The sequence below is a fragment of the Allobosea sp. 05T422_2 genome, from assembly GCF_056396265.1.
The window spans coordinates 15,368-32,993 of record NZ_JBFTLD010000047.1 but is presented as its reverse complement, the minus strand read 5'-3'; the positions used below and the strand labels follow the sequence as shown (position 1 = coordinate 32,993).

11 protein-coding genes are annotated in these 17,626 nt (G+C 64.3%); 1 reads left to right on the top strand and 10 read right to left on the bottom strand.

What is annotated here, in order from left to right:
* Positions 1-157 precede the first annotated feature (157 nt).
* Positions 158-2,962 carry a DNA gyrase subunit A gene (gyrA, locus tag AC1DJT_RS11490; RefSeq protein WP_476834091.1) on the top strand — a complete coding sequence of 935 codons (2,805 nt, stop codon included), beginning with the start codon at positions 158-160 and terminating at the stop codon, positions 2,960-2,962.
* A gap of 80 nt (positions 2,963-3,042) precedes the next feature.
* On the opposite strand, the gene AC1DJT_RS11485 is transcribed toward gyrA, so the two are convergent.
* The 10 genes from AC1DJT_RS11485 to guaB all read right to left on the bottom strand — a co-directional run bounded on the left by AC1DJT_RS11485 (position 3,043) and on the right by guaB (position 17,462).
* Positions 3,043-3,342: a hypothetical protein gene (locus AC1DJT_RS11485; RefSeq protein ID WP_476834090.1), complete on the bottom strand. Its 300-nt coding sequence runs from the start codon at positions 3,340-3,342 to the stop codon at positions 3,043-3,045.
* 125 nt (positions 3,343-3,467) lie between these two features.
* Complete coding sequence (locus AC1DJT_RS11480) at positions 3,468-5,222, bottom strand: AsmA family protein (RefSeq protein WP_476768351.1); 1,755 nt, start codon at positions 5,220-5,222, stop codon at positions 3,468-3,470.
* A 147-nt stretch (positions 5,223-5,369) separates the two neighbouring features.
* Positions 5,370-7,022: an ABC transporter permease gene (locus AC1DJT_RS11475; RefSeq protein WP_476834089.1), complete on the bottom strand. Its 1,653-nt coding sequence runs from the start codon at positions 7,020-7,022 to the stop codon at positions 5,370-5,372.
* A 23-nt stretch (positions 7,023-7,045) separates the two neighbouring features.
* Entirely contained in the window at positions 7,046-8,059 is a 1,014-nt protein-coding gene (locus AC1DJT_RS11470) for an extracellular solute-binding protein (RefSeq protein WP_476768349.1), read from the bottom strand.
* 218 nt (positions 8,060-8,277) lie between these two features.
* On the bottom strand, positions 8,278-9,375 hold the full coding sequence (locus tag AC1DJT_RS11465; protein ID WP_476768348.1) for a DUF2865 domain-containing protein: 1,098 nt from the start codon (positions 9,373-9,375) through the stop codon (positions 8,278-8,280).
* Between the two features lie 152 nt (positions 9,376-9,527).
* The gene (locus AC1DJT_RS11460) at positions 9,528-10,454 is read right to left on the bottom strand and encodes a DUF2865 domain-containing protein (protein ID WP_476768347.1); all 927 of its coding nucleotides are present in this window, start codon (positions 10,452-10,454) and stop codon (positions 9,528-9,530) included.
* A gap of 271 nt (positions 10,455-10,725) precedes the next feature.
* Positions 10,726-13,866, bottom strand: a complete 3,141-nt coding sequence (locus AC1DJT_RS11455) for an efflux RND transporter permease subunit (RefSeq protein ID WP_441505947.1) — start codon at positions 13,864-13,866, stop codon at positions 10,726-10,728.
* The gene (locus tag AC1DJT_RS11450) at positions 13,866-15,119 is read right to left on the bottom strand and encodes an efflux RND transporter periplasmic adaptor subunit (protein WP_441489737.1); all 1,254 of its coding nucleotides are present in this window, start codon (positions 15,117-15,119) and stop codon (positions 13,866-13,868) included. The genes AC1DJT_RS11455 and AC1DJT_RS11450 overlap by 1 nt, the downstream gene beginning before the upstream one ends.
* 204 nt (positions 15,120-15,323) lie before the next feature.
* On the bottom strand, positions 15,324-15,734 hold the full coding sequence (locus AC1DJT_RS11445; RefSeq protein ID WP_441505946.1) for an MAPEG family protein: 411 nt from the start codon (positions 15,732-15,734) through the stop codon (positions 15,324-15,326).
* Positions 15,735-15,968: 234 nt separating this feature from the next.
* A complete protein-coding gene (guaB, locus tag AC1DJT_RS11440; protein WP_476834088.1) occupies positions 15,969-17,462 on the bottom strand; it encodes an IMP dehydrogenase in 1,494 nt (497 codons plus the stop codon).
* Between the last annotated feature and the right edge of the window lie 164 nt (positions 17,463-17,626).

The window sequence follows — 17,626 nt, the reverse complement described above, 5'->3', positions numbered from 1 at the left end:
ATGTGGGAGGGCTCGGAAAGTGAGTCAAAAACGACTCGTAACGCGTTGACAAGGAACGGTTTTAATTTCTCTGGAGAGATTCGTCTTTTGCTGGCTTCGCGGGGCGGAATCGGATAGCCAGAAGCTTGAAAAATCGTAGAAAACGGGACCTCATCCCTTGAGCGAAGACGACAACGGCACGCGCGGCGGCCAGCCGGAAGACGCGCATTTCGGCGGCGACATCAAGCCGATCGCCATCACTGACGAGATGAAGAAGAGCTATCTCGATTACGCCATGAGCGTGATCGTCAGCCGCGCTCTTCCCGACGTCCGCGACGGCCTGAAGCCGGTGCACCGGCGCATCCTGTTCTCGATGCACGAGAACAAGAACCTGCCGGACCGGCCCTATACCAAATGCGCCCGCATCGTCGGCGATACGATGGGTAAGTACCATCCGCACGGCAACATGGCGGTCTATGACGCGCTGGTCCGCATGGCGCAGGATTTCTCGCTGCGCCTGCCCTTGATCGACGGTCAGGGCAATTTCGGCTCGATGGATGGCGATTCCGCGGCGGCCGATCGTTATACCGAGGCCAGGCTCGACAAGGCGGCGATGCCGCTGCTCGAGGATCTCGACCTCGACACCGTCGATTTCCAGCCGAACTATGACGGCAAGGAGCATGAGCCGCGGGTTCTGCCGGCGCGTTATCCGAACCTGCTCGTCAACGGCGCGGGCGGCATCGCGGTCGGCATGGCGACCAATATTCCGCCGCATAATCTCGGCGAGGTGATCGATGCCTGTATCGCGCTTATCGACGATCCCGAGCTCTCGATCGACGACCTGATCGAGATCGTACCTGGTCCGGACTTCCCGACCGGCGCCTCGATCATGGGCAAGAGCGGTATCCACTCCGCCTATCACACCGGTCGTGGCTCGATCGTGATGCGGTCCAAGACGCATATCGAGGAGCTGCGCAAGGAGCGCGAGGCGATCATCGTCACCGAGGTTCCCTACCAGGTGAACAAGGCTTCGATGGTCKAGAAGATCGCCGATCTGGTTCGCGAGAAGCGGATCGAAGGCATTTCCGATCTGCGTGACGAATCCAGCCGCGAGGGCGTGCGTGTCGTCATCGAGGTCAAGCGCGACGCCATGGCCGATGTCGTGCTGAACCAGCTCTACCGTTATACGCCGTTGCAGACTTCGTTCGGCGCCAACATGGTCGCGCTCAATGGCGGTCGGCCGGAGGTGTTKAACCTCAAGGACTTCATCTCGGCCTTTATCGAGTTCCGCGAGGAGGTCGTCTCCCGGCGCACGCGCTACCTGCTCAACAAGGCKCGCGAACGCGCCCATGTGCTCTGCGGCCTTGCCACCGCCGTCGCCAATATCGACGAGGTCATCCGCCTGATCCGCACCGCGCCGACCCCGGCGGCTGCGCACGCCTCGCTGATGGATCGCAACTGGCCGGCCGAGGATATCGCGCCGCTGATCGCACTGGTCGACGATCCGCGTCATCCGCTCAACCCGGACGGCACCTATCGCCTGTCCGATGCGCAGGCCAAGGCGATCCTCGAATTGCGCCTTGCTCGCCTGACCGCCCTCGGCCGCGACGAGATCGGCGAAGAACTCGCCAAGCTCGCAACCGAGATCGCGGATTATCTCGAGATCCTGCGCTCACGCGCCCGTATCCAGTCGATCATCAAGACCGAGCTCACCGAGGTGAAGGCTGCCTTCGCCACGCCGCGTCGCACGGTGATCCAGGACTGGGGTTCGGATCTCGACGACGAGGACCTGATCGCGCGCGAGGACATGGTGGTGACCGTGTCCCATGCCGGTTACATCAAGCGCGTGCCGCTCTCGACCTATCGGGCGCAGAAGCGTGGCGGCAAGGGCCGTTCGGGCATGTCGACCAGGGACGAGGATTTCGTCACCCGGCTCTTCGTTGCCGACACCCATACGCCGATCATCTTCTTCTCCTCGCGCGGCCAGGCCTACAAGGAGAAGGTCTGGCGGTTGCCGCTGGCGGCGCCGAATGCACGCGGCAAGTTCCTCAACAACATGCTGCCGCTGGAGAAGGATGAGCGCATCACCACGGTGATGCCGTTGCCGGAGGATGAGGAGAGCTGGGAGCGGCTCGACGTGATGTTCGCGACCCGGACGGGCAATGTCCGCCGCAACAAGCTCTCGGACTTCGTGCAGGTCAATCGCAACGGCAAGATCGCGATGAAGCTCGACGAGGGAGACTCCATCGTCGACGTCCAGATCTGCTCGGAGCATGACGACGTGCTGCTGACCACGGCGGCCGGCCAGTGCATCCGCTTCGCCGTGCCCGAAGTGCGCGTTTTCAAGGGGCGCGACTCGACCGGCGTGCGCGGCATCAACCTCGCCGATGGCGACGAGGTGATCTCGCTTGCCATCCTGCATCATCTCGATGCGACGCCGGATGAGCGCGCCGCCTATCTCAAGCGCGCTGCTGCTGCCCGCAAGGCCCTGAATGGCGAAGGCGACGACACCTCCGAGCCGGTCCAGGCGAGCGAGGGCGAGGAGGCCGCCAGCGATATCGAACTCGGCCAGGAGAAATATGCCGAGATGGGTGCTGCGGAGCAGTTCATCCTGACGGTGTCCGAGAAGGGCTACGGCAAGCGCACCTCGTCCTTCGAGTACCGGGTCACCGGACGCGGGGGCAAGGGCATCGTCGCCATGGTGGTGAACGAGCGCAACGGCAAGCTGATCGCCTCCTTCCCGGCGGTCGATACGGACCAGATCATGCTCGTGACCGATGGCGGGCAGGTGATCCGCGTGCCGGTCGACAAGGGACCGGACAACCGCATCCGCATTGCCGGCCGCTCGACCCAGGGTGTCACGGTGTTCAACACCGCAGCCGGTGAGAAGGTCGTCTCGGTCGAATGCATCGGTGATGCAGGGGACGACGAGGCCGAGGAYGAAGGCCCTGCGCCTGCGGACGAGCCTGCTCAGGAAGGCTGAAGCCGGCTTGTTTCAGGTTTGAAATGACCTGAAGCTTGGGCTGTGGAACAACCGAGGCATGATGTCGAACATTCTCGACGTCATGCCGCCAGGACCGCGACAAGAACAGACAGCCAGATCGCAAACACGCCCAGGGCGAAGGCCCGCCGGGCGGGTACGACCTTCTCGTCACTATCTGCTGATACGGGTGTGGTTGCGATCCAGGTGACCGAGYCCAGTGAGGCAAAGCCGGCAAAGGCCAGGGTGACGATGACGATGTCGAGCCGCCGCCATGGCACCGGCTCATGCACACCCCAGTAGCCGAGGAACGCCATCCCCATTGCAAACATGGTGGCTGAGGCGGAACAGAGCCCGACGATCGATCCCGTTGGTGCACGCATGGCGTGGTTTCCGCGCTGACTGCGATGAGGAAACACCCGGTCCGTGGACAGGTCAATTGCGAGGCTGCGGGGGCAGGCCGCGGCTCAAATCTGCGCGGGTGGTGGCTGACTAAGCCGGGCGACCGTCAGCGCGTCAGGAGATTTGGCAGGGTGCTGCCGGCAGGACGCAAGGTGGCTTCCGAGTTGAGCGCCAGCGATGGACCTTCGAGCGGGCCCTGCAGGACGAGGGGCACCGTCAGGGAGCCGCTCTGCTGGGCCAGCTGGCCGGCCATCTCGATCCAGCCTTGCTGCAGGAATGCCTGGCCTGCGAGCGTGAGACGATAGGTCGGGCCCGTCATCTGGGCATCAGTGATTGTCGCGATGCCATCGGCGACATTCGCCGTAGCGCTCGCGCTGTCGAATGGCGTCTTGCCCTGCCGCCATTCCCGCAGGGCCGCCACAGGATTGCGCTCGGCACGACGCAGCAGGTCGATGAAAGCAAAGCCGCCAAGCTCGCCTTGACGCAGACTGAGGCTCGCCTTTCCGTTCAAGGAGGCGAGAACGGCCTCGGCCGTGGTGCCCGTGCCATCCAGCGCGAACTGCAGATTGCCTTGCCCGCTCAGTCTCGGCAGTTCGGGCAGGTCGGTTGCGCTTTGCCCGAGATTGATCCGGTCGAGATTGCCTTGCAGCTTCACGTCGATGGTGTTCGGGGTCGCACTCGCAAGCAGGCGGCCCTTGACGCTGCCGCCATAGGCAGTCGCGCGAAGCAACCCGGCCTCGAAGCGGCCCTTCTTGACGAGCAACTGGGTCGCGACATCACTGAGACGGGCGCCGCCGAGGCGGGCGGCATCCACCGAGACGCGCAGGTCGATGTCATGGGCCGTCCAGGCCTCGAATTCGAGCGGCGTCGGGTTGGCGAGCCCGGTGCCGGGTTTGGGCAGGCCGAGCCGATTGGTCATGCGGCCAAGATCGAGCGTCGCGCCGGCGAGTGTTCCGGAGAGGGACCAGCGTTGGCCGGCTTCGCCGAGCATGATCGCGCCGTCGAGGCGGTCCCCGTCGAAGATGGCGCTTGCGTTGCTGAGCGAGATCTCGTTGGCCTTGATCTGGGCTTCAGCGGCGATGCTGAGCTGTCCGATGGCAGGCGCGAGGCGGGGCGTTTCACCGAACCAGTCGAACAGTTCCGGGAGCGACGGCGTCGAGAGGCTCAATTGCCCATTGAAGACCGGCTCGCGCAGGCCGGATCTTATGCCGTCAAGGCGCAGGTTCATCCGTTCGGAGGTCGCGGACAAGGAGAGCCTGGCGCTTTCCCCGGCGACCGGCCAGACAACACTGAGATTGGTCGCGACGCCGCGCCAGGTCACGGAGCCCGAGGCGATGATCGGCTCCTCGGGGTCGCGGTCCTCGATGATCAGATTGACATCGCGCAGGATGGTGCGGATCGCGCCTTCGGCCCGCGCAAAGACCGAACCCGAAATGATCACGATCCGGCTCTGGTTCGTGAGGCTGGTGAGATAGGCAAGGGGCGGCGCGAGCCATTCCGAGAGCTCATCGTCCCTGCCTGAAACTGTGGCATCGATTTGGGGAGAGATCAGATCGATCCGGTCGAAGGAGAGGCGCCCTGCCAGAAGCGGCAGCAGGCGGGCGCGGGCCTTGAGCTGCGACGCCTTGCCGGAGAGCAGGCCGTCATGTTGCTTGAAGCTGACTTGCGAGAGCTCGACCCGCGGCAAAGGCAGAAGGACGATGCTCGCATGCTCGAGGCTGGTCACCTTGAGGCCGGTGCGATCCTCGATGCGGGCAACGACATGTCGCTCGACCAGCCCAACGGCAACGCCCCAGGATTGCAGGCCAAGCAGCAGGCCGATGGCGAGCGAATAGGCGAGAATGGAAACGCGTCGTGTCATGGGCCTTCGGCCGGGCTGCAACCGGAATCGAACCGGAGGTCAAGCTAAAATTGTTTATGACGATGCCGGGCGGCTTGTCGAGTTGAGGAGCCTATTTCCGGCATACAAGCTGTGGATCGGCAAAGAGAGCCGCAACGCCTTACGGTGTCACCCCTTCGTGCCACCGGCTCGTGCCAGAATGATGGCGGGATAGAGGCCGGCGATCACGATCAGCAACGCGGCCAGCGCTCCGTCTTCGAACATGCCGCGTGAGGCATGTCCGTAGACGATGGTTGCGAGCGTGTCGAYGTTCAGCGGTCGCAGCAGCAGCGTCGCGGGCAGCTCCTTCAGACAGTCGACGAATACGAGCAAGGCGGCCGCAGCGATGGCAGGGCGAGCGAGCGGCCAATGCACCTGCCGCAACACCTCGCCCGAGCTTGAGCCGAGGGCGCGCGCGGCATCGTCGATCCTCGGCGAGATCCGGGCGAGACCGCTCTGGATGCCGGAGATCGCGATCGACAGGAAGCGTACGACATAGGCAATCACGAGAGCGGCACCCGAGCCGATCAGGATGAGACCAGGACTGACGCCGAACAATGCGGAGACGGTGTCGGCGACGAGATTGTCGAAGGCGGCAAGCGGGACGAGCAGTCCAAGCGCGAGCACCGTGCCGGGCAGCGCATAGCCAAGCGAGGCGATGCGCGCGAACGCCGGCAGCCAGGTTTCGCGGCCGAGCCGGCCTGCAGCCACGATGCAAAGGCCAAGCGTCACCACGATCAGCGCGGCGCCAGCCGACAGCAGCAGGGCATTCAGGAGATTGCGCAGCAGGGCCATGTCGAACTGATGCAGCAGGCCGCGCGTCAGGACCTCCTGGAGGAGAAAGCCCATCGGCAGAAGCGCGCCAAGCAGCAGGGGCAGGGCGCAGGCGGCGCTGGCTGCGAGCGCAATGCGCCCGGACAGGAGCCGGCGGCCGACGGCGCGGGGCTGGCGCACCGAGAGCGTGAAGCGGCGCGCGCCGCGCAGTCTCGCCTCGGTTGCGATCAGGGCGACCACGAGGAGAAGCATCACGCAGGAGATCTGGGCTGCGCCCGCCAGAGAGCCGCGATTGAGCCAGGTCGTGTAGATCGACAGGGTCAGGGAGCGGACCCCGAGATATTCGGTCGCGCCGATATCGTTGAGTGTTTCGAGCAGTGCCAGGGTCAACCCTGCAACGAGCGCCGGGCGCGCCATGGGCAAGCCAATCCGCCAGAACAAGGTGCCGTGCGCAGCTCCGAGCGTCCGCGCCGACTCGACGATCGTCGCGCTCTGCAGGCCGAACAGCGCCCGGACGCTGAGATAGACGTAAGGGTAGAGCACGATCCCCATGACGAAGATCGCGCCCGCCAGATTGCGCGGATCGGGAAACCAGTAGTCACGCAGGCTGCGATAGCCCGTCACCGCACGCAAGGCCGTTTGCAGCGGCCCCTGGAAGCCCAGGAACTCGACGTAGATATAGGCCGTCAGATAGGTCGGGATCGCCAATGGCAGCACGAGCAGCCATTCGAAGGCGCGACGGCCGGGAAACTCATATTGGGTGACGAGCCAGGCCGTGCCGACGCCGATGAGGCTGCAGAGCAGGCCGACGCCGGCAAGAAGCATGGCGGTGTTCGCCAGCGCATCGGGAATGACATTGGCGACAAGATGCGGCCAGATCGACGATGCTGCCGACGAAAGCGCGGTCAGGCCGAGCGCGAGAACTGGTAGCGCGACAAGCCCGGCACCCGCAACCGAGGCCCAGACAAAACGGCTCGACGGCCGCCACAGGCGTGGCGACCGTCGCATTTCTCCAKCCGTGGGAGACAGGCTCAATTGTCGAAGCCGACCTTGTCGACGAGGTCAGCGGCCGCCTTGCGGTTCTTGCCGATCTCGGTCAGCGGGGTGGTGTCGACATTGACCTTGCCGAGCAGCTTCACAGCGGCGCTTTCCTTGACGTCCGGGTTGACCGGGAACTCGAAATTGCCGTCGGCATAGATGGTCTGCGCCTTGTCGCCAAGCATGTACTCGATCAGCTTGACCGCGTTTTCACGATTGGGGGCGTGTTTGGCGATGGCGGCGCCCGAGATGTTCACATGGGTGCCGCCATTGGCGAAGGTGGTCTTCAGCGGCTTGATCGCCTCGAACCAGCCCTTCTGCTCGTTCGCAGCAGTGCTCATCAGGCCGATATAGTAGGTGTTGATCACTGCGATATCGCAGAGCCCGGACTGGATGTCGCGCGCGACTTCACGGTCGCCGCCGCCGGGCTTGCGCGCGGTGTTGGCCTTGAGTGCCTTGAGCCACGCCTCGGTCTTCTCGGCGCCGTTGCGCGCGAGATAGGCGGCAAAGAGAGCGTTGTTGTAGGGGTGCTGACCGCCGCGGATGCAGAACTTGCCCTTCCACTTCGGGTCGGCGAGGTCCTCATAGGTGATCGCATCCTGCGGCACGCGATCCTTCGAGACGACGACGATGCGGGCGCGCTTGGTCAGGGTGACCCAGTTGTCCTGCGGATCGCGCAGTTGCGCCGGGACGATCTTGTCGACAGCCGCCGACTTGATCGGCTGGGTGACGCCGGCATTGGCGGCCGAGATCATCTGCGCGGCGTCGACCATGATCATGACATCGGCCGGGCTGTTTGCGCCCTCGGCCTTGATGCGCTCCTCGAGTCCGTCCTTCAGGAACACCGTGTTGACCTTGATGCCGGTGTCCTTGGTGAAGGCCTCGACGACGGGATTGAGCAGGGCCGGCTCGCGCGTCGTGTAGAGATTGACGCTCTGGGCCAGGACCGGGGTAGCGAGCAGGCAGGACGCCAGGGCGATGAGGCACAGGCGAGTTTTGTCGATCATGGTTCGCTCCTTCGGGCGTAGATGCCCTCTGCACGTTCGTGGTGCTGGAGCGGTAGTGCCTGACGCTAGGGCGGTCAATTGAAAAGCGTTATAGATCAATCGCTTATAGGTTTTCTAAGTTGCACCCTCTTTAGATTAATTCAAAGAAGATGCGCCTCCGAACCAGCGTCCAAGACTGACATCGGGCCGCCGAAAGTCGGCCGGCAGGCCTGTTGGAACTAAGGCAAAAGCCGGAACGCCGGCCCGGCGATCACGCGGACCGGCCCGCGCGTTGGCGGATCGATCGAGCCGCGCAATTCGATTGCATCGCTCATCACGGTCTCGTCACGGAGCGAGGCTTCGCGCGTGCGCAGCTTGCGGCGCAGCGCCTGCATCTGCGCTTCGACGCGTGAAATGCCGACCCGCTCGTCGATGCCGCGCCGATCGCCGGCGCTGAGCTCCCGCGCCGATCTGAAATCGACGAAATCGCGCCGGCTATAGGGCCACTGCGACGAGCCCGTGAAGGTCGTGACCTTGCCGTCCAGAACGACGCTGTCGCCGGGACGAAGCGTGATATCGCGCAACAGCGAGACGCGGCGCTCGCCGCTGGAGACAATCGCCGGCCGGCAGGCTGGATCAGAGGATTTCTCGTGGCCATAGGCAACGGGGAGCGAGCCATAGGTCTTGCCATCTGCCGAAACGGCGCCGTCGATCGTGCTGGCACCGGCGGGAACGCGGAAGACCTTGACCGGGACGCCGGGGTTCATCGCCCGGCAGAGGGCGTCGTGTGCCGTTAGGTCAGACTGGGCATTCAGATTGCCGATCGGCGCATGAAAGCCGTCGCAGAGCCGCACGCAGATGGTGCGCGCGCCATGTCCACTGCCGGAGACGGTATCGAGGCGTGCAACGCTGTGCTGCGTCGTGGGGCGCCGGGCCGCCTGACGCGGAGGTTCGACCGTCCTGAAAGGGTTCAAGACCACGGGCGGGTGCGCGATGCGCCCGTTCGGTACGCTGCGCGTCAGGGGCAGGTTCCAGATGCCACGCGCGGGCGCATAGGCGATGGGGGCATGATAGGCGCCGGCTTGCGGGGCGCGCATAGCACGGCGGTTCGCCGCTTCCTGGAGCTGAAAGTCGCGGACGCCGGCATCGTCGCCAGCCTGGACGAGCGAGATCGTGCCGATCGCGCCACCCGCTCCGAGCACAAGGCCAAGCGCAGTCATCGCCGCGAAGCGGCCCGTTCGTTTCTTGCCGTGAGCATTACGCTCCAGCGCAACGACGGGGACAGGGCTGCCTAATGGTGGGTCTTCCCGGTCGGGGATCTCACGGACACGAAACATCGCGTCTACTCCACTCGCGCTTGTTCTTCGTCCGCCGCCCTTGGGGTGTAGTTTACTTTTCGTTAATCATCAACGGCCCGTCGGCGTTCGCGCATGCAAAACGGGCGCGATGCTTAACGCAGCGTGCCCGGCCAAAATGCCTGGAGAGGGGTTCAGCTTTCCGGCGAAATGACGATGCGCTGCATGTTCGAGGCGGTTGCGGTTTCACCTGAGCCGCTCTCGAAACGGCCGCGCAGCTCGATCGTGGTGGCATCACCGATCTTCGCCTCCCGCACCGTCATGTCGCGACGCAGGGCCAGCATCTGGCCTTCACGGCTGGAAACGCCGACCGTGTCGTCGATCATCCGGCGTTGATTGGCGTTGAGTTCGTTCGACGACCGAAAATCGCGGAAATTCCTCGGGTTGTAAGGCCAGGTGGAAGAGCCCTCAAAGGTTGTCACCTTGCCATCAAGCACCACCGAGTCGCCTGGGCGCAGGGTGAAATCCCGCAGAAGAGAGACACGGCGATCACCGGCAGACGGGACGGTGGGCCTGCAGCCCGGGTCGGACGATGTCTCGTGACCATAGGCAACGGGCAGGGAGCCATAGGTCCTGCCGTCGGAGGCCACGGCGCCGTCGATATCCGCGGCGCCGGCAGGAACGCGGAAGACCTTGACCGGGATGCCGGGATTCATCGCCGTGCAAAGGGCCTCATGCGCCGGCCAGTCAGCTTGCGATCGCAAATGGCCAAGCGGCATGTGATAGCCGTCGCACATCCGTACGCAAATGGTGCGGGAGGCGCCTGATCCGGTATCGTAACGGGCCGTTGCACGGAGAGTGCTTACGGTCGCTCCATCGCGCGGCTTGCCGCGTTCGCGCAGGACGGGGGGATGTTCGATCCGGCCATCCGGGTATGAGCCGAAGAGCGGCAGCCTCCAGCCTGAACTGACCGGAGCATAGGTCAAGGCCGCGGCACTGGGCGCACGTCTCGCTGCTTCCTGAAGATGGAAGGCACGAACGCCGGCGTCATCACCAGCCCGAACGAGGGTGACGGTCAGCGCCGTGCCGCTCGCTCCGAGAACCAATCCGAGCAGCACCATGGCTGCATACCGCGTCAGAGCGGCCCTTCGGGAAGGAGACGGATGGATTCCGGGCGGAGTATGGCCCGACAGCGGCACGGCATTTCTTATGCGGAACATCGACGACTTTGCTTATGGCAGGGATCACTCACCCAGCGTTATGCAAGCCGCCGTTCTCTCCGCTTTAAGGCACAAGGTTGCCTTTGATGCATTCTGCAGAAATACGCCACGAACTGCAGGAGATGCGAAGTTCGTGGCGCAGGAACGATTGAGAGGGAGGCTTTGACCGCCCTCAGAGGTCCGGGCCGCGCACCGCCTGCGGGATGGCTACGGGCACAGCGGAGCTGGGCACGCTCTCGCGCTCGCCGCGACTGCGGCCGGAGAGCCAGGTGTCGACCTTGTCGAGGTAGAAATAGATCACCGGCGTGATGTAGAGCGTCAGCAGCTGCGAGACGATCAATCCGCCGACCACGGCGATGCCGAGCGGCTGCCGGAGCTCGGCGCCGGCGCCCGCGCCGAGTGCGATGGGAAGCACGCCGAAGATCGCGGCAAAGCTCGTCATCATGATCGGACGGAAGCGGACAAGCGCCGCCTCGCGGATGGCGGTCAACGCGTCGTCCCCCTGTTTACGACGCTCGATCGCGAAATCGACCATCATGATCGCGTTCTTCTTGACGATGCCGACCAGCATCAGGATGCCGATGATCGCGATCACCGACAGGTCCATGTTGAAATACTGCAGGGCGAGCAGCGCTCCGAGGCCGGCAGAGGGGAGGCCGGAGAGGATGGTGATCGGGTGGATGAAGCTCTCGTAGAGAATGCCGAGGATGATGTAGATCACCAGGATTGCGGCGAAGATCAGCAGGCCTTGCCCCTTCAGCGCATCCTGGAACAGCTGGGCGGAACCGGCGAAGCTCGTCACGATCGAGGCCGGCAGATTGACGTCGCGCTCGGCCGCGCGGATGGCGTTGACGGCGTCGCCAAGCGAGATGCCCGGCGCCGTGTTGAACGAGATTGTCACCGCCGGCTGCTGCGAAATGCGGTTCACCGCGAGCGGGCCGACGCTGGGCTTGATCGTCGCCACCGTTTCCAACGGCACGTTCAGGCCGTTCGCAGCCTTGAGCAGCAACCGCGAGAGCACAGCGGGATCCTGCTGATAGGCGCGATTGGCCTCCATGATGACCTGATAATCGGTCGAGGGGGTGAATATCGTCGCGATCTGGCGCGAGCCGAAAGCGTTGCCCAGTGCCTGCCGGATCTGGTCACTGGAAATGCCCAGGCTCGCGGCGCGTTCGCGGTCGATGTCGATCGAGAGCTGCGGGTTGCGCAACTGCAGATCGATATTGGCATCGCGCAGCTGCGGAAGCCGCGCGAGCCGCTGCTGCATCAGCGGAGCATAGGCGAAGAGCGCATTCAGGTCCGGTCCTTGCAGCGAATAGAGGTACTGCGCGCGTGACGACCGGCCGGCGTTGAGGTTGATGTTCTGCACCTGCTGGAACACCGCAGTGATACCCGGCACGTCGCCGGTCGCGCGCCTCAACCGCGAGATCACCACCTCGGCCTTCTCGCGCTGATCCTTGGGCTTGAGCGCGATGAACATGAAGCCGTTATTGGTGGCGTTGAAGCCGCCKATATTCGACGTCAGATAATCGACTGCCGGATCGGCCTTGACGATTTCGGCGATGCGGATCTGGCGCGCCGCCATCGCCTCGAATGACGTGTCGGGCGGGCCTTCGGTCGATGCGCGCAGGAGGCCGGTATCCTCGGTCGGGAAGAAGCCCTTCGGGATGTCGATATACATCTGCGCCGAGATATAGACCGTCGCCAGCGTGAAGATCAGCATCAGGATGCGCGCCTTCAGCACGCAATCCAGGGTCCAGCGGTAGGCGCCCAGCATCCCCTGGAAGCCGGCCTCGAAGACGCGCTCGATCAGGTTCGGCTTCTTGTGGTGATCATGCGCCTTGAGGAAACGGGCGCAGAGCATCGGGGTGAGGGTCAGGGAGACGAAGCCCGAGACGATGATCGCGGCCGCGATCGTGCCGGCAAACTCCGTGAAAACCTTGCCGACGACCCCGCCCATGAAGAAGACGGGAATGAAGACGGCAACGAGCGAAATGGTGATCGAGAGAATGGTGAAGCCGATCTCGCGCGAGCCGTCGAGGGCCGCCTGGAACGGTTTCTTGCCCATCTCGATATGCCGGATGATGTTTTCCAGCATGACGATGGCGTCATCGACGACGAAGCCGACCGCGAGCGTCAGTGCGAGCAGCGAGATGTTGTCGAGCGAATAGCCGAGCGCGTGCATGATCGCGAAGGTACCGACCAGCGAAATCGGCAGGGCGAGCGTCGGAATCAGCGTCGCGGCCAGGCTCTTCAGGAACAGGAAGATCACCATGATCACGAGCGCGATCGCGATCATCAGCGAGACCTCGACATCCTCCACCGCCTCCCGGATCGGGATCGAGCGGTCGTTCAGGACATTGAGTTCCATCGCGGCTGGAAGTTGCTCGCGATAGGCCTCGAGCCTGGACTTGATGCTGTCGACGACCTCGACGGTGTTGGCGTCGGACTGACGATAGACCGCCAGCATGATCGAGCGCTGCCCGTTGAACCAGCTGCCGGTCTGGTTGTTCTCGACGGAGTCGTAGACCTGTGCCACGTCCTCGAGGCGGATCGGCACGCCGTTCTTCTGCGAGATGATGAGGTTGCCGTACTCGGCGGCGCGCTCCATCTGGCCCGTGGCGCCGAGCGTCAGGCGCTGGTTCTCGCCATTGAGCGTGCCGACCGGGGAATTGGAGTTGGCGGCGGCGATCGCATTGCGGACATCGCTCAGTGCCAGGCCGCGAGCCGAGACGGCGTCGGGATTGACCTGTACGCGCACGGCGTATTTCTGCGCGCCGAAGATGTTGACCTGCGCGACGCCAGGCAATTGCGAGATCTGCTGCTGCAGGATGTTCTCGCCGAATTCATGGACTTCGTAGAGCGGTTTCGTCGCCGAGGTCAGCACCATGAACAGCACCGGCTGGTCGGCCGGATTGACCTTCCTGAAGCTGGGTGGCGAGGGCAGCTCCGGCGGCAGCCGACGAGCGGTGGCACTCAGCGCGGCCTGCACGTCGAGCGCTGCGCCGTCGATATTGCGGTTGAGGTCGAATTGCAGCGTGATCGAGGTCGCGCCGAGCTGCGAGACCGAGGACATCGAGGTGATGCCCGAGATCGAGGCGAATTCGCGCTCCAGCGGTGCGGCGACCGAGGAGGCCATCGATTCGGGGCTCGCGCCCGGCAGGCGGGCGCTGACATTGATCGTCGGGAAATCGACCCGCGGCAATGCCGCGACCGGAAGCTGTTTGAAGGCGAACAACCCGAAGATCAGAAAGGTTGCCATCAGGAGTGTCGTCATCACCGGACGACGGATGCAGGCCTCCGGGAGGTTCATCAGCCAGCACTCCCGCGCTGCGAGGTCTGGTTGGGCGGCGGCCTCTGGCCGCCCCGGTTGCGCTCGACCGCGCGGGCGCCATCGGTCAGCAGGAGCTGGCCGTCGATGACGACCGTCTCGTCGCCCTTCAGGCCCGACGCAAGTACGACGCGGTCATCGATGGTGCGGTCGACGGTGACCGGGCGGGCGCGGGCGACGCCGTCCTCGATCACGAAGACGAAGGTGCCGTTCTGGCCGTTCTGGACGGCTTCGCGGGGCACGGTCAGCGCATCGGGCTCGACACGCAGGGTCAGGCGGACCTGGCAGAGGGCGCCGGGCCACAGGGTCTCGTCAGGATTGTTGAAGATCGCGCGCATCTGGATCGTGCCGGTCGTCGCATCGACGAGATTGTCGATGACCGCGATCTTGCCCTCGACGCCGCGGCTCGCACCCTGCTGCGTGGCAACCGCCACGGCCGTGCCGGCATTCATCGCTTCGCGGATGCTGGACAGCTGGCGCTGCGGCAGGGCGAAGCTGACATAGATCGGATCGATCTGGTTGATCGTCACCAGCGTGGTCGAATTGTCGCCGGTCTTGGCGATATTGCCTTCCTTGAGGCCGGCTACGCCAATCCGGCCCGAAACCGGGGCGGTGATGGTGTAATAGGTCAGCTGGACCTTGAGGGCGTCGACCGCTGCCTCACCGCCACGGACGCTGGCCTTGAGCGTCGCGACCTGGGTGCGGGCGGTGTCGAGACGCTGGTCGGTGGCGAAATCGCGCTTGGCGAGTTCTTCCGCCCGGCGCAGATCGGCTTCGGCGGAGGCGAGCGAGGCCTTGTCGCGGGCAACACCCGCTTCGGCCTGTTTCAGCAGCGCTTCCGCGAGGCGGGAGTCGAGGCGGAAGAGCATGTCGCCCTTCTTCACATAGCCGCCATCGGGGAAGCCGACCTCTATGATCTGCGTATCGACGCGCGAGCGCACCGCAACGCTCGAGAGTGCCTGCACGGTGCCGATCGCGTCGAGCCTGACCGGCATCGGCCGGCGTTCAGCCTTGGCCGTGACGATCGTCACGGGTGGGCGTTGTTGTCCCGAAGCGCGTGATGATGGGGCCGCGGCCTGCTGGGCCGGCTGGGCATAGGGCGGGATGATCTTTCCGTAGGGAATGCGATCGAGCGGAGGAGGGACTGATCGGCCGGAATAATGGAGACCCGCGCCAGCTGCGACCGCGCCGACGGCGGCCACGACAACAACGCGCCCGAAAGACAAGACAGCCATGCGAAACCTTGCGCCAGAGCGGGACAGACTCTGTACCATTTGGAACGGTCGTCCCTAAACCGTCCTAGCCGCAAGCATTTAGCATGCCGGCAGGTGGTTTTGGGCGCAAGCGCGAAACAGCGTTTGTCTCACGATGTAGCGAGGATGTGACAGAGTATATCTTGCGGACGTGCGTCTGCGATCATTGCACGCCGCACGAGCATGTCAAAGTACCGTAACGACAATGCCGACCGTCATGCAGAACAGGCAGGCGACACCCAGAGCAAACACAGCCGCGCGCACTGGGACCCGGTTGGACCCGGTATGGATCAAGGTGTGCACGATGCGCGTCAGCACGAAGGCCCAGGCAAGGGCAACAATCACCGTGCCGGTCGCGCCGACCTCCATGGCGAGCATGATCAGCGCGAAGAAAATGACCGGCGTCTCGAACTGATTGGCATAGTTCGCAGCGGCGAGGCGGGCACGCTCCGGATAGCGCTCGGTCGAGACCGCGATATCGGCCATCCCGACCTCCTTGTTCCGGAAGGCGACACGACGGCGCTGGAACAGGATGCCGAGCACGACGAAGGTCCACAGGATCTGAGCCAGGGCGGGGTAGACCAATTGGATCGTCATGGGCGGCTCGCCTCTCGCTGTTCATGCAAAGGAAAACCCTCACCCCGGGAGGTTGCCGGCAGATCACGCTGCGTTTGGACGAAATCGTCCAAACGCAGAAAACGTGATCGATTCTCATAGTTTAGAGCATGCTCAGTGCGAAAACCGTTGCCACTTTTTCGCAGCATGCTCTTGGGGCAATTTCGCGGTATGAGGGCCAATCGGCGTCACGATGGTATCGGCGAGGCCTGGGCCTCAGGATCGCGTCGGGTAGTTCGGGCTTTCGCGCACGATGGTGACATCGTGGACATGGCTCTCGCGCAGGCCGGCACTGGTGATGCGGATAAACCGGGCCTTGGACTGGTAGTCGGCAAGATCGCGCCCGCCGACATAGCCCATCGCAGCCCGCAAGCCGCCCGCGAGCTGGTGCAGCACGCCGGAGACCGGCCCCTTATAGGCGACCTGACCCTCGATGCCTTCCGGCACCAGCTTCAGGGCATCCTTGATGTCCTGCTGGAAGTAGCGGTCGGCCGAGCCGCGCGCCATCGCGCCGACCGAGCCCATGCCGCGATAGGATTTGTAGGAGCGCCCCTGGTAGAGGAAGGTTTCGCCCGGCGTTTCGTCTGTGCCGGCAAGCAGCGAGCCGACCATGGCGCAGGAGGCGCCGGCGGCCAGCGCCTTGGCGAGGTCGCCGGAATATTTGATGCCGCCATCGGCGATGACCGGAATGCCCGCCTTGCTCGCCGCCGAGGCTGCGTCCATCACCGCGGTGAGCTGCGGCACGCCGACGCCCGCGACGATGCGGGTGGTGCAGATCGAGCCCGGCCCGATGCCGACCTTGATCGCGTCGGCGCCGGCATCGATGAGAGCCTGCGCACCGGACGCGGTGGCAACGTTGCCGGCAATGATCTGAACGGTATTGGAGAGTTTCTTCACCCGGGTGACCGCTTCCAGCACCTTGGCGGAATGGCCATGGGCGGTGTCGACGACGATGATGTCGACACCGGCGTCGATCAGCMGCTCGGAGCGCTCGAAGCCGAGATCGCCGGTCGTAGTCGCCGCTGCAACCAGGAGACGACCCTGCGCGTCCTTGGCGGCATGCGGGTGGGCGACCTGCTTCTCCATGTCCTTGACGGTGATCAGGCCGATGCAGCGGAAATGATCATCGACGACCAGCAGCTTCTCGATGCGGAACTGGTGGAGCAGGCGGCGTGCCTCCTCCTGGGTCACGCCTTCGCGCACYGTGATCAGGCGATCCTTGGTCATGATCTCGGCGACGGGCTGCTCGGGGCGGTCGGCGAAGCGGACATCGCGGTTGGTCAGGATGCCGACGAGCTTGCCCTTGTGTCCCTGCGGGCCGCGCTCGACCACGGGGATGCCCGAGATCGAATGGTGCCGCATCAGAGCAAGCGCGTCGCCCAGTGTCTCGTCCGGGAAGATCGTGATCGGGTTGGCGACCATGCCCGATTCGAATTTCTTGACGAGCCGCACCTGCGCGGCCTGCTGGTCGGCCTCCAGATTGCGGTGGACGACGCCGAGGCCGCCGGCCTGCGCCATGGCAATCGCCATCCTGGCCTCGGTCACCGTGTCCATCGCCGAGGCGATGATCGGCAGGTTGAGCGAGATCGTCTTGGTGAGCTTGGTCGAGATATTGACGTCGGCCGGCATCACTTCGGACGGCCCCGGCTCGAGCAGGACGTCGTCGAAGGTCAGGCCGTCGCGGATGAGGGTGTCACTGATGCTTGCCATCGCCAACTCCAAGCCCATGCGGGGCATTTCAGGGTGGGCGACAACATGCGCCCGCTACCGAGTTGACGAGGCCCGATATCATGCGTGCGGCATCGCCGCTAGTGGCCTCAGCCGAAATTGAGGCGGATTATGCTGCGCTGCGATAACGCGACTCATGCGACAGG